A 13,134-nucleotide genomic window follows, 5' to 3' on the forward strand; every position below is an offset into this window, starting at 1 on the left:
CCTCCCCTCACCTTCTAGCCATTCTGCAAGGCGGCAAAACGGACGACCGTTTCTTCGACGCCGAGCGTCTGCATCGCCGCCTGGAAGCGTTTGAGATGCGGTGTCTCAAGATGCGCTTCGAAGGCTGTGCGATCGTCATAGACTTCGTAGAACACCACCGTCTCCTCCGCGCCCTCGGGGCAGACCACGTCGAAGCGACGGCATCCCGCTTCGTCGGCAAGCGAATGCCGCGCGTCGTCCAGGGCAGCCTCGAGGAACGCTGCCCTGGCCGCCGGCCTGACCCGGAATTCAGGGATCACCACGAAAGGCAGGGCCTCGGCCATCGGCTTTCCCTCCCAACGATCAGGCGGCCACGCCCGGCTTCGGCGCGAAGCGGCTTTCCATGTCGCGGCGCAGCGCCACGACATCGAGATCGTCGACCAGTTCGACGTCGTCGAAGCTGACGATCTGGTCCTTTTTGATCGCGCGCTTCAGCCTGACATTGTGGGCAAGGCCGATCGGCAGGGCGCGATGGGCCAGGCTGCGCGTCGCTGGAATGGCATTGGCCCAGACCGCAAAACCGCCCTCGCCATCCAGCATCTCGCCCGGCTGCATGTCCTTCTTGGCGGTCGCCACCGCATCGCCGCGGAACTCCTTGGAGCAGCCGGTGGCTTCGCCGCGCAGCACGGCCGACAGCACGCTGATCGACGTCTCCAGGCCGATGATGTGGAACGGACGCCACATCGAGGCGTACCAGCCCGACGGGTCGGTCAGCAGGCCATACTGGTTGAAGCAGGCTTTTGAATATTCATTGTGCGCCTTGAAGGTGACGAAGACGCCGTAGCGGATGTTGTTGAACACCTCGCGGCCGTCCGGCTCCTGGCTGGCGGCGATGTCGACGAGACCGCTGCGGTCCATGCGGCCGCCGTCCGCCGCCGGCCGGAACACTTTTGCCAGGTCGTGCAGGCCGGCCGGCGGGAAGGCCAGGCCATTGTCGGGGCAATCGAGGCCGGTGCCGTTGGCCACCGCAGCCATTTCGATCGCCGCCTTGGTGCCGTCGGTGAAGGAGTTGTACATCTTCGGATTGAAGTCGCCCTTGGCGACATATTCCTCCGACCAGCCGAAGAAGCCCCAGACCGTATCGGGGGTCGAATAGCGGTAGCGCGGCTCGAAATTCATGCCCTTGCCGGCTGCGGTCACCTCGAAGCCGGTGGCGCGGGCCCAGTCGACCAGCTCGCAGATCAGCGCCGGCTGGTCGCCATAGGCCATGGAGTAGACCAGTCCCTTTGCCGCCGCCTTCTGGGCCAGGATCGGCCCGACCATGACGTCGGCCTCGACATTGACCATGACGACATGCTTGTTCGCCTCGATGGCGGCAAGCGCGTGGCGCGTGCCGGCAATCGGATGGCCGGTCGCTTCGATGACGCATTCGATCTCGCCGCAGGCCAGGAGCCTGGCGACGTCGTCGGTAACGAAGGTCGTGCCGTTCTTGACCGCATCGGCGGCACTGGTCGCCGCAAAGCGCTCCTTCGGCCAGCCGACACGCTCGAGCGCGTCCCGCGCCTTGCCGACATTGAGGTCGGCAACCGCGACCATGTGGTAGCCGGGAATGCGCTGGGCCTGCGCCAGCACCATGGAGCCGAACTTGCCGGCGCCGATCAGTCCGACCCGAACCGGCTTGCCCGCGGCGGTGCGGGCGGCGAGAAGTGAGGCGAGATTCATGATGGAAGGTCCCTTTTGTTCGCGAGCGGTCGCGCGAAATCCATCCGTCGCCGCAGGCAGTCGGCCGCCAGGTGCAACAGGACGGAAACGCGCAACGATCCGGCGGCTGCGCCGGACGGTTGAAATTCCAGAATATGCTGGGAGGCTCCTCCCTCCAGGCCGGCGCAGGACTGACCGCGTTCCGACCCGTCCTGATTAGCGCGCTTGCCTGTTTAGCTCAATTTAGAACGAAAGCTCGTCTGTTTAGGCAGGCTAACAAATCAGCAGCTTGTTCCGGCGCAGCGAGGCAGTTCAGCGCGCAAGGTCGCACGCGCCAGCGTTTGCGGATCGCGGCGACGGCGGCGGGCGGAGCAGCCGTCCACCGACCGGGCGTGTCCGCGGCAGCCCGCATCGTTGGCTATCGGCAGGCGCGTGGTCGTCGAGGCACTCGGAAGATCGCGTCGACCCGCCTGTTGCGGGTGGAGCGCAGCACGACGCCGGCCTTGGCCAAGGCTTCACTCCACGATCTTCCAGTAGGAGTCCTTGCGGATCACCTCGCCGTTGCGAAACGTGTAGAAGTCGCAGCCACGGACTTCCTTTCGAACGCCATCCGGGGTCGTGCCCGTCAGCGTCCATTTCGAGATGCCGGTTTCAGCCGCCGCATCGACGAAATGCTCCGGATTGCCGTAGTGGACGTCAGGCAGACCTTGAAAGCGCGATGCCAGTGCCTCCCGCACCTTCGGTTTGCCTTCGAAGCGTGCGCCCCACGGCGCATTGCCCCTCGGCATCTCCAGAACGCAATCGTCGGCAAACAGCGCGAGGATGCGATCGAGATCATGGGCGTTGAAAGCGTCGCTCAGTTCCGTCAACAGCGACCTGATATCCATGGCGCGTCTCCGACCATCCAGAGCCCTGCCCTCTGTTCGCCAGGCAACGGCTCGGGCATGTCCTGATTATGTCCGCCTTCTGCGTCCGGCGCCATCCCCGCGAACCCGACCTCTCGTCACAGCCCCTCTGCCCCACGACTTTATGATCGTGCCGGCCGGCGCAGATTATCGAAGTTTTAACCATGATCCTCCCAACCTCGCTTAGTATTTGAATCATTTCGGTTTTCCATGTTGACGCATCGCCGCCCGTTTGGGGCTTTCCAACTGTCCCGCCATTGCCTGCTTATGGCAGCCGCGCCTTTGGCCTTGATGCTGGCGAGCGCGCCGGTGGCGGCGCAGCAGGTCGTCCTCAGTGGCGACACCGATCCTTCCGATCCGACCGGTATCACCAGCGGCGACGATCTGCAGATCGGCCGCACCGGCATCGGCGCCTTGACCATCCAGGATGGCGGCACGCTGACCAACAGGCAGGGCACGCTTGGCAGCGATATCGGCGGCAACGGCACGGTTGTCGTCAGCGGGCACGATGGCGCGGGCAACGCCTCGACCTGGACCAACACGGATTTTCTCACTGTCGGCGGTCAGGGCAGCGGCACCCTCGACATTCTCGATGGCGGGGTGGTGACCGACAGCGGCGGCTTTGTCGGAGATGCGGCCGGCAGCACCGGTTCGGTTACGGTGTCCGGCCACGGCTCATGGTGGAACAATCTCGGTGACGTCGTCATCGGCCAGTCCGGCGATGGCACGCTCGATGTTCTCGCCGGCGGGCGCGTCAGCAGCGCCTCGGGCTATGTCGGCGCAAGCCCCGGCAGCGTCGGTGTCGTCACCGTGTCGGGCGACGATGGCCAGGGCAACGCCTCGACCTGGACCCAGCAGAACGACCTCAATGTCGGCTATGAGGGCAGCGGCACATTGAACGTCGCCCATGGCGGCCGGGTCGTGACCGACGGCCGCATCAACATCGGCACTTACGGCCAGGGCGAAATTGCCATCTCGGACGGCGCCACCGTCTCGAGCCACGACGCGATCGTCGGCGTCGCCGGATATGGCGAGGCGCTGCTGACATCGGCCGGGTCCTGGACCATGACCGGCCAGCTGACGGTCGGCCTGGGCGCCCAGGGCGTCCTGCGGATCGAGGACGGCGCCCGGGTGAGCAGCAACCAGGGTTATGTCGGCGCCAATGCCGGTGGCGACGGCTCCGTCACCGTGACGGGTGCGGGGTCGAGCTGGGAGATGACCGGCTCCAATCTCACCCTGGGCAATTACGGCGTCGGCGCCATGACCATCGCAGACGGCGCCCGGGTTTTTGCGCAGGGCGGCGTCTATCTCGGCATGTCGGATGCGGCGGCAAGCGGCACGCTTGACGTGCTGGGCACCCCAGGTGCCCGCGGGGTCGTGGAAACCAGCGGCTTCCGGGGCGGCCTGGGCACGGCACATGTCACGCTGGATGGCGGCATCATCCGCGCCATCGCCGATAACGCGACCTTCTTCCGCAACTACGGTGCTCAACAGATCAGCCTTGGCACTGCCGGCGGCATCGTCGACACCAATGGCCACGATATCGGCATCGCCCCCGCAATGACCGGCGCGGGCGGCATGACCAAGGATGGCTTGGGTAGGCTGACGCTGAACGGCGCCAACAGCTATGCCGGCGGCACGACGGTGGCGTCAGGCGTGCTGGCCGCAGGGGCTGCCAATGTCTTCAGTGCCGGCTCGGCGCATATGGTCCTCGGCGGCTCAACGCTTGCGCTCGACGGTTTCGACCAGTCTGTCGGATCGCTGGACAATGCCGGGCGGGTGACGTTCGGCGGCACACCTGGCACGACGCTGACGGTTGCCGGCGACTATGCCGGTCACGGCGGCACGCTCGAGATCGCCACCGAACTCGGCACCGACACCGCGCCGACGGACCTGCTCGTCATCGGCGGCAACAGCATCGGCGGCAGCGGCACCACGCTGGTCAGCGTCATCAATGTCGGCGGCACAGGTGGCCTGACCACCGCCGACGGCATCCGCGTCATCCGGGTCGATGGCATCTCCGATGCGGCTGCCTTCGCGCTCGCCGGGCCGGCCATCGCCGGCGCCTATCGTTATGGCCTTTACCACAACGGCATTGCCGACCCCGCCGATGGCGACTGGTATCTGCGCTCGTCCGGCCTGGCGCCGACCTTGCCTGTTTACGAGACCTACCCGCAGCTGCTGCTCGGCATGGTCGAGCTGCCCACCCTCAAGCAGCGCGTCGGCGCCCGCTACGACGCGGCGCTGGACGGTGCTGCGCCGATCGGCGGCACGACTTCGGGCGGCGCCGCTCCAAGTCCCATCTGGGCCCGCATCGAGGGCGCGCATGGCCGCGTCGCGTCAGCCAGTTCGACCAGCGGCGACGCCGGCTTCGACACCAACGGCGTGCTGTTGCAGGCCGGCCTCGACGGCCAGCTGGCGGCCAACGCCCAGGGCATGTGGGTCGGCGGGCTGACCGTGCAATATGGCCGCGCCGGCGCCGACATCTTCTCCGGCATCGGCGACGGATCCAGCGCCACCACCAGCTACGGCCTCGGGGCTACGCTGAGCTGGTTTGGCGAGAACGGCTTTTATGTCGACGGACAGGTGCAGATGGCCCTGTTGCGCAGCGACCTGGATGCCACGGGCATCGGCAGGGTCGGCGACGACATCCACGGCAGCGGCCAATCGCTCAGCCTGGAGGCCGGCCGGAACATCGCGCTCGGCGACGGCTGGTCGCTGACGCCGCAGGCGCAGCTTGCCTGGTCGTCGGTCGACTTCGACAGCTTCACCGACCGCTTCGGCGCCGTCGTCTCGCTCAAGGACGGCGACAGCCTCAAGGGCCGCATCGGCATCGCCGCCAACCATGAAGCGGCGGGAATGCAGCTCCACGGCATCGCCAACCTGACCTACCAGTTCGGCGACGGCACAAGCGTGATGGTCTCAGGCCTCGACACGTCTTTTTCCGCGCAGCGTTTCGGTGCCGAACTCGGCTTGGGCGCAACCTATCGCTGGGCCGGCGGCGCCCTGCACGGCGAAGCCCTCGCCTCCACCAGCTTCGCCGGCAGCTATGGCGTCAAGGGAACGGTCGGATTTGCGGTGAGTTTTTGAGCGGATTCGGGCGGGTCGCAGGTTTGGCCGGGTGATTGCAACGGCGCTGGGCTCCAGCCAGTTCGGCAAATAGTCGTCGGCAAGGACAATCTCGTCGAACAGCGCGCCCTCTGGGCCTACCGATGACGATCTCGTGATGCTGACAAACGGCATCAAGGAGGATGACAAGATCATCTTCTGCAAGCTCCAGAAGATATTCCCAGGCGCACCGGTTCAACCGCCCGATGCCGGCGGCAGGTGATCTGGCTGCCTGACGAACGCGCAGGAGATGCTGCAGGGACGGACGGCTTGGCGGCTCATTTGGGCCATTCAGGCCGCTTGGAGTGCTTCCCGAAAGCCGACATGAAATCTGTCGTATCGATGTGCCAGTAATTGCAACAGCAGGCTACACGCCCGTGCGGTCCGGAGGGCTATCTCGACCGTTCGGTGGCAACATTTGCCACGTCGGATCAAACCCGTCTCGCCAGGACACGAGGGCCTTGTCAGCATAATAGGTGGTGCGTCTGTTAAGCACCGCCACAGTCGATGCACGTGCTCTTCGATAGCTCACCCGCTTCACGAAGGGCGTCATCGGATGATGCAATATGATCGAGTGTCGCGGCGAAAGCGGCATCGTGACCTCGATGCCCGGGTCCGATAGCGAACTCTTGTGAGTCAGAAACTTGTCCCTGGCCACTGTCGGGTCGAACCACGTCACCGGACTGTCTGAGGTGATGAAGCTGGGCTCATCGGTGCACAAGATGGTCATCGTCATCTGGCTTAACATGGGCAGCCCGTCGGCTATAGCCCCCGGCAGCAAGAACTGCATGGGGGACTCTACCGCTCTTCGAAGGTTATCCAGCGTCACCTGAGGACTTGAAGGTAGAGGCGAGACTCCGGCCGCTCGCTGCTTCTTTGAAGCGCTCGATATCGCAAAATCGCCTTCTTGCCACTCGGCAACATCCAAGGTGTTCTGCCAAAGCGTTCGTTGGATCTCTCGAACTTGGGGCGTACGTGCGTGCATCGCCGCGATGAACGCGATCAACCTTGATTGCCGGGGGTGCGGCAACTGGCGGTGTCGGGCGACGAAGTCCGTGACGAGAGTTTTCAGACCCTTCTCCAGTTTCGATAATTCATGTTCGATCCTCAGGTCTCGGGAGCCATCCGGCATCGACACCGTGTAGATATCTGTCTCAGTAAAGAGGTTGCGGGGTGCGCGCTTTTTGCCTGGGCCTCCAGAGCGATCAAACGTCCACACATAGGGCTCCATTCCAGCGGGCGTGTCTGGATCGCACCAAGCAGAGATGTAGCTTTGGGGGACATAGTGCTGCGCTTTGTGACTGCCGGGTCTAGACACTGGCCGCTACCATGGCCTTTGCGTCAGCCACCATTTCGTCTTTGTCAGCTGTCATGCCCTTGACCACGATTGCTATGCGACGTGTGTTCCTGAGATCATTTCCGCGCATACCTCGTCGGGATGACGATGAGAGAGCATGTGCTCAATGGCATTGCGCCAAACCAAAAGGTTTTGTGCTTCACCCTGCCCGCGCACGGCATAATATTGAGAGTCCGGCTCTGAACGCCGGTTGTCCAAGTACAACATGCGCGTCGGACTGAGTGGAAACAGAACACTGGTCTCTGGGTCCTTCAGTCCCCGAAACTGCAGACTTGGATGAATGATCGTGACTGGGTTGTCCGACGTGATGAATACTGGAGTGTCGGACGCGATGATTGCCCACCTCATTTTCAGTAGCAATTCGGCCATCCAAGCGGCCTGGTTCAACGAACCGAGCCACATTCGCTTTATGTCATCTGGTGCCGCATCTCGGTACGCAGGCCAAGACTCCTTATCGACCTCGAGCCTTCGTCCCGCGATCTCAACGATATCCGGCGGTTCGTCCTCCGTCATGAAGAGTTCTCGGAACCTTTCATATATGTCGGTCGTACGTTCGAGCATCTTTGGATTCCGGAGGTGCATTACCGCTGTCAAAAGAGCGACCCCCTTGCGGATTGTGGGCTTGTTCAGATCGATGAAGCCGGTACTAACTTTCGACCAAAACGGGTTGCCGAATAGCTGCTCTAGGTCGCCCAGCTTTTGTTCGGTACTGTAGTCTCGTTGGCCATTCTCTCCCGGCGCATATAGGTAGAACTTTACGGCAACCTTGGAGATCGGTTTCAGCATCGGATCACCATCAGTTTTTCCGAACGTCCATATTTTTGCCCGATTGGAATCAGCCGCAAAAGCCCGCAAATAGGCTTGCGGGACCCAATGGTTGCGTTTGTATTTCTGCTGTCCCATTTGGCTTCGACCTCGAATCCCTATTCTTTTATCATAGAGGATCAGGCCTTCGCCTGTTTGTGCTAAACTACGATCGAATCTTTGAGGCGAGGTCGCATTTGGTTGGAATTACTTATCTGGGACCGGGGCAAGCTGTGCCGGAGGAACGCCATGTTACCGTTGTCATCCACCGCGAACGCACGGGTGGAGAAAGGGGTTACTTCTTCGATAGCGTGAAGGGGGACCACGGCGGTAGTGGACCGCTGGATTGGTTAATGAACGAAGCCATCAAACGGGCCGAAAAATACGCCTCTGACAATGGTATCCGGCATGTTGTGGTCCGCGGTCAGATAGGGCGCTAAACCATGCGGAAATGTCTCGCGTCAGCGCGCATCCTGACGAACGGGCGTCAGACCCCCGACCTGCCCACACCAAACACCATGTAATTCAACTGCAGGCGTTTGGTTCTGTCCGTCTTAGGCTGGACCAATCCCGATCCAGTATTCCATACGAAGTTCGACCAGTCCCATTCTTGTTCGTCAGTCTGCACGACAACGTATGATCCAAGCCCCAGCTTGGCCGAAGTCATGCTTTTTGAAAAATCCAGCCCGAGGGCAAACTTGAAGACCTCGTGGTTCGCGCTCCTCTTGGCGACGGACGTAACGAGGCCTTCGGCAAGCTTGACGAATGGCTTGAGCACGGGCTGGACCGTTGTCAGCAGTGACAGGCCATCCTTGAAGGTAGCGTTCCCGAGGGCCTCCAGCATAAGGTCGTCGTCTTCGCTCTTCACGTTAACTGTTCTTCCTTCGAACGAAAGGCCGTCCCTTCCTACGTTAACGTCGACGAATATGGGCTTACCGATGTGAGCGGCCGGGCTCTCATCGTTTGCGGCAAGATCCACCGCGAAACGCATCAGTTCAGATTCCTTGTCCGTCTGGTTCTTTCCGCTGAATTCGCAGAGGATTCGATGCTTTCCCATGCCCGGGTAGTCATGGACGTAGAATACATCCAGGCTGACCTTGAGGGATGCTTCCTTGAGCGTATGGTCTGGGTCCATACCTATCGCGTCGATGATCTCGCAGTCGCCTGCACCGCTTCCCTCCGGGATGAAGCCGACCTTCGCGCCCGTATTGCCCCAAACGTATTTCCAGAACGGAAGAGCGAAGCTCTGTCCGCCTCCGCCCAGCTTGTGGAATTCGGCCGCGGTTTCATTGTCGCCGATACGCTCGAGGTACTCGGCGATAGCCTTCGGATGCGCGGCTCCGAGCATCGTGCTCTTGTCGATGGCCATGGGTTCCTCTCCGTCAGACGCGGGCGCGTGGCCTGATGGCCGCAGCAACTGTTTCGTAGATGTCTTCTTCGACGGTCGCCGCGATCTCCAGCGTGATCGCGAGCGCGTACGGGATCGAAGTGTCTCGGAAGCTTGGATTGAGCGCCCTCGCCTGCACTCCTACGAACAGTCCCTGCGCGTCCGTGAATACAGTTCTGTTATCGCCCTCCAGGACGAAATGTGTGATCGTTCCTCGTCGCATGTCGTCCGGGTGGGGCTGTGCGACGTTCTGTACGCCGCGCCAGAACTTCCGCTTTCCGTTCTGGTCGACGATGTCGAGCGTAGCTCCACGATAAGCGATCGAGGTCGGATGGAATGGTGGCGACCATGCCAGCGTCATGACGATCCGTCGCAGTTCGCGGCTCCTGGTCATACTTCGCGGCATCGGGATCCGGAACTCGTGGAGTTGCTCGTTCCTGATCACATCATCTGCAAGCAGGGTAATGCGATTGCTGTCGCCAGCGATAACCCGTTGAAAATCCGGTTTCCCGAAACCAAGGAATCTTGTGATACTGGCGCGGCGCGGTCGCCACTGCCTTGGTCCTTGGGGAGGGTAGACCTGATCCAAGATGTCGCCATGATCCCGCCATGCGGAGCCGTGTACGAGCAGCGCCCTGGTCGCGATCGCAGCCCGGTCGAACGAGGACAGAGGAACGCCCTCCGCCTCCAGAGCCTCTTCGATGGCATCGACAATCCTGATCCCGGCGCGGGTGATCAGCGCAGCCGCGTTGCTGGTTCCCGTGGACCTTACCGTCCTCGACGAACTCCCTGCGATAGGATCGGGTGCTGCCGCCTTCTGGCCCAGCGGCGCCGCATTGCTCGCCCAGGCCATGTGTCCGGATGGTGTGTCCGCGGTTCGTGCAACCTGCCTCCCTCCGGCCTCGACCACGTCGGGCTTCAAGGCCCGGTTGATGCCTGGCCCTATGGCGCTGCCCAAGTTCGTCACAGCAGATTGGGGGAATGGATCCTCGACGCCCGCAGGGCATCGCCCTGCGGCATCGGAATGTAGAGCGCCGACAGTGATCGCGTTCATCGCTTCGGCCGGACTCAAAAGACTGCGGATGCCCTTGGTGGCCTCAACGGCGAGCATCGTTGCCGCCTGCCTGCCGATCGGGGTGGCGGCGACGTAGGCTGCCTCGTCAGGGAAGCTCGTCGGGAATTCACGAGTGATGTTTCCCGCGCTCACCACGAACAGGACACGATATTCCACGCTCATCCAGTCCAGGAGACGCGCCCAGACACTTGGCCTCCTGACGAAACCGCCTTCCGCATCGCAAATGGAATGGTTGATGAGGATGACACCTGGTCCGGTCGGTCCTGCGCCGTTCAGGCCGACCTTCAAGGATTTGACCGCGCGATAGATCAGCCCGATGGGGAGATAGTCGGAATCGAGTCTCTCGTCCCCGAGTCCTTGCGGGGCTGCGAGGATCGGAACCGACTTGAGCTTCCTGGAAAGCGGCGGCTCGCCCGCTGCGAGATCACCGTGCAGGATGAGCGAGGCGATCGCAGTGCCATGGTAGCGTCGGTCAACTGGAACCGTTGCAGCCGCGATATCGACTTCCTCGACCTCCACCCGCCCGGCGAGAAGCTGATGGTTTTCCATGGGATAGCCATCAAGGATTGCGGCAACTGCGGGACGGGAATCCTTCTCCTCGAACCCTTCAACATCCGGCAGCGTGCCGCCGTCATCCTCGGTCGGTGCCGCATGGAAGAAGGATTGGGGCCGGATCGACATGATCTGGTCTGCGTTCGCGACAACCCCGGATCTGGATTCGACCTCCTCCGCCTCCTGGGATGGCACCTCGACGAGCGCGACCTGGTATCGAATGGGATCGATGGTGACGAAGTCCACGATGCGACCACCCACCTCGTCGAGGACTACCTGCAGTCCTTCACGACCTCTGGCACGAAGAAGCGGATCACCACGGAACCACAGATCCACCTCAAGCCGGACGGGCTGATCTGGATTGCGCGCGAGCTGCCGTCCGATGAATGCCTGCGTCGCGGGATCGATGCGATCGGAAGCATTCCACGGGCGGATGGCATTCAGGTAACCGAAGACCTTCCACCAATCCCCCTCGCCTTCGCCCGCAGGACGCTTGGCGGTGTACCTTTTCCACATCGCGAGAAGGCGATCCACGCCCTGCACGGTCGGCATCGTCAGATACATCAGCGAGGTGGCGGCTTCTTCGTCGCCTTGGTCCGGCTCTACACGTTCCAGCTCTGTGTTCGCGTAATCTTCAGTGAGCCACTCGAAGCCGATCTGTTCCACGGCTTCCACGAACTTCTCGATGCGACCGATAACCTCGAAGACGAGGGCTCTGTCGGGTGAGGCGTAAATCGGATCGTTGGCGACACCGGCGGCGAATGACTGGCGAAGCAGGTCCATGCTTGGACCGAGACGCCTGGCCTGGTTCTCAGATGAGAGTGCCCTCGGCGGAATCATCCTTCTTCCGCTTTTGATTCTTTTTTGCACGCGCTGGATGCGCCGGATTCGAACGATAGGACGGTTGGCTATTTTCCGCATCCCCCAAATGCGAATTAGTCTGCTCGAGCTTCGCTAAAGCCGTCTGGATGGCCTGATCCGGCGAAACCCTTCCTCGGGACAGAACCAGCTTGCGGCGGATGTCCAAAGTGAAGGATTCGATATCTGAAAAGTTCATTCCGAGCAACGATTCGACGAATAAACTCTCGCTTACGTTGCACTTGCCCCCGAAATCCTTGACGAGCCTGCGGAACCAGCGGCCGATCTCATCTCGGCCTGGCAGCGGCACCTCGAGACGGAGTTCGAAACGTCGCCAGACGGCCCTGTCGAGAAGTTCTGGATGGTTCGTCGCACACACGATGACGCAGTGGCTCGGTATGGAATCCATCTGCAGCAGAAGCGAGCTTACCACGCGCTTGATCTCGCCCGTCTCCTGGGCGTCGCCGCGCTCCTTGCCGACTGTGTCGAACTCGTCGAAGAAGACGACGCATGGGCGCTGGGAGACGAAATCGGTCAGCTTCCGCAATCGGCTGGCGGTCTCGCCAAGGTAGCTCGCAATCAGGCCATCGTAGCGCACGACCAGGAACGGCAGATTTAGTTCAGCAGCGAGCACCTCGGCGAGGCTCGTCTTGCCAGTGCCCGGTGGGCCGACGAGGAGAACCTTGTGTCGAGGCTCGAGGCCGTGGGACCGAAGCAGAGCGATTTCCGCGTATTCGTCGATGAATTCTTGGATTTCGGCGGTCGCATGCGGTGGGAGCACGAGATCCGTTAGCTTTCGGTGGGGAACCATCTGGACGAGCGAACCTTCCACGCCCGACGGAAGCGTAACGGTCCGCGTCCGCGTGTTGGACTGCGGTGCGCGGACGCCGGCAGCGGCCTTTTCGAGACGGTCGGCGAGACCGATGTGCTGCTGGGAGCGCGCTTCGGCGGACAGCGCCTGCAGTGCTGCGCGCGCCGGACCCGTGTCTATGACACGCTCGTCCCGTTTCCGCGCCTGCTCGTTGCGTGGCATCTGCTCGATAGTCCCCTGTGAAGCTTCCTTGATGATCATAGGCAAACCCGCAGCCATGACTAGAGTTTCATGTTAACTTTTTACGACCGTGTCTTCGTCGTCCACCGCTACTCCGACAACGCGGGACTTGGGTACACCCGATTTCCCGGTTTCAAGAAACGATTCTCTGGCGAAGGTACACGCGGGCACCTTCACCATTCATGAACAGCCACCGGTGCCGGATCGACCGCGCTGTCGGCCTATGGCATTACTCGGACTCTAGAACGATTCTCCATCAGTCATAACGAACGAGTCTTGCGGGCGCCGCTAAGGGTTGCATCAACGGTTGCGCCTGGAGGACAAGGGGAAGGACCTTGGGCTGGAGGACAGCGTTGC

Annotated in this window: 9 protein-coding genes; 1 reads left to right on the forward strand and 8 read right to left on the reverse strand. The window is 62.0% G+C overall.

The features are described from left to right. Positions 1 to 14: 14 nt before the first annotated feature. The 3 genes from N7E70_RS21595 to N7E70_RS21605 form a co-directional block, all read right to left on the reverse strand. Positions 15 to 323: a putative quinol monooxygenase gene (locus N7E70_RS21595; protein ID WP_263007580.1), complete on the reverse strand. Its 309-nt coding sequence runs from the start codon at positions 321 to 323 to the stop codon at positions 15 to 17. Positions 324 to 342: 19 nt separating this feature from the next. Continuing rightward, positions 343 to 1,701 (reverse strand): NAD(P)H-dependent oxidoreductase, encoded by a 1,359-nt coding sequence (locus tag N7E70_RS21600; protein WP_154387313.1) that lies wholly within the window; start codon positions 1,699 to 1,701, stop codon positions 343 to 345. Between the two features lie 494 nt (positions 1,702 to 2,195). Continuing rightward, positions 2,196 to 2,567, reverse strand: a complete 372-nt coding sequence (locus N7E70_RS21605; RefSeq protein ID WP_263007581.1) for a nuclear transport factor 2 family protein — start codon at positions 2,565 to 2,567, stop codon at positions 2,196 to 2,198. Positions 2,568 to 2,876: 309 nt separating this feature from the next. Here N7E70_RS21605 and N7E70_RS21610 point away from each other — a divergent pair, with 309 nt between their 5' ends. Further along, positions 2,877 to 5,675: an autotransporter family protein gene (locus N7E70_RS21610; protein ID WP_263007685.1), complete on the forward strand. Its 2,799-nt coding sequence runs from the start codon at positions 2,877 to 2,879 to the stop codon at positions 5,673 to 5,675. Positions 5,676 to 6,060: 385 nt separating this feature from the next. On the opposite strand, the gene N7E70_RS21615 is transcribed toward N7E70_RS21610, so the two are convergent. The 5 genes from N7E70_RS21615 to N7E70_RS21635 form a co-directional block, all read right to left on the reverse strand. Next, entirely contained in the window at positions 6,061 to 6,924 is an 864-nt protein-coding gene (locus tag N7E70_RS21615; RefSeq protein ID WP_269441414.1) for a DUF4238 domain-containing protein, read from the reverse strand. Positions 6,925 to 7,083: 159 nt separating this feature from the next. After that, a complete protein-coding gene (locus N7E70_RS21620) occupies positions 7,084 to 7,953 on the reverse strand; it encodes a DUF4238 domain-containing protein (RefSeq protein WP_263007583.1) in 870 nt (289 codons plus the stop codon). Positions 7,954 to 8,341: 388 nt separating this feature from the next. Then, the gene (locus N7E70_RS21625) at positions 8,342 to 9,223 is read right to left on the reverse strand and encodes a hypothetical protein (protein ID WP_263007584.1); all 882 of its coding nucleotides are present in this window, start codon (positions 9,221 to 9,223) and stop codon (positions 8,342 to 8,344) included. Positions 9,224 to 9,236: 13 nt separating this feature from the next. Next, positions 9,237 to 11,651: a S8 family peptidase gene (locus tag N7E70_RS21630; RefSeq protein ID WP_263007585.1), complete on the reverse strand. Its 2,415-nt coding sequence runs from the start codon at positions 11,649 to 11,651 to the stop codon at positions 9,237 to 9,239. Positions 11,652 to 11,679: 28 nt separating this feature from the next. Beyond that, positions 11,680 to 12,798, reverse strand: a complete 1,119-nt coding sequence (locus tag N7E70_RS21635; protein WP_263007586.1) for an AAA family ATPase — start codon at positions 12,796 to 12,798, stop codon at positions 11,680 to 11,682. Positions 12,799 to 13,134 lie beyond the last annotated feature (336 nt).

It is taken from the genome of Aminobacter sp. NyZ550, assembly GCF_025628925.2.
Taxonomy (GTDB): domain Bacteria; phylum Pseudomonadota; class Alphaproteobacteria; order Rhizobiales; family Rhizobiaceae; genus Aminobacter; species Aminobacter ciceronei.

Coding starts and splice junctions, on each gene's coding strand:
- N7E70_RS21595 (WP_263007580.1), bottom strand. CDS start 323: ATGGCCGAGGCCCTGCCTTTCGTGGTGATCCCTGAATTCCGGGTCAGG.
- N7E70_RS21600 (WP_154387313.1), bottom strand. CDS start 1,701: ATGAATCTCGCCTCACTTCTCGCCGCCCGCACCGCCGCGGGCAAGCCG.
- N7E70_RS21605 (WP_263007581.1), bottom strand. CDS start 2,567: ATGGATATCAGGTCGCTGTTGACGGAACTGAGCGACGCTTTCAACGCC.
- N7E70_RS21610 (WP_263007685.1), top strand. CDS start 2,877: ATGCTGGCGAGCGCGCCGGTGGCGGCGCAGCAGGTCGTCCTCAGTGGC.
- N7E70_RS21615 (WP_269441414.1), bottom strand. CDS start 6,924: ATGGAGCCCTATGTGTGGACGTTTGATCGCTCTGGAGGCCCAGGCAAA.
- N7E70_RS21620 (WP_263007583.1), bottom strand. CDS start 7,953: ATGGGACAGCAGAAATACAAACGCAACCATTGGGTCCCGCAAGCCTAT.
- N7E70_RS21625 (WP_263007584.1), bottom strand. CDS start 9,223: ATGGCCATCGACAAGAGCACGATGCTCGGAGCCGCGCATCCGAAGGCT.
- N7E70_RS21630 (WP_263007585.1), bottom strand. CDS start 11,651: ATGGACCTGCTTCGCCAGTCATTCGCCGCCGGTGTCGCCAACGATCCG.
- N7E70_RS21635 (WP_263007586.1), bottom strand. CDS start 12,798: ATGATCATCAAGGAAGCTTCACAGGGGACTATCGAGCAGATGCCACGC.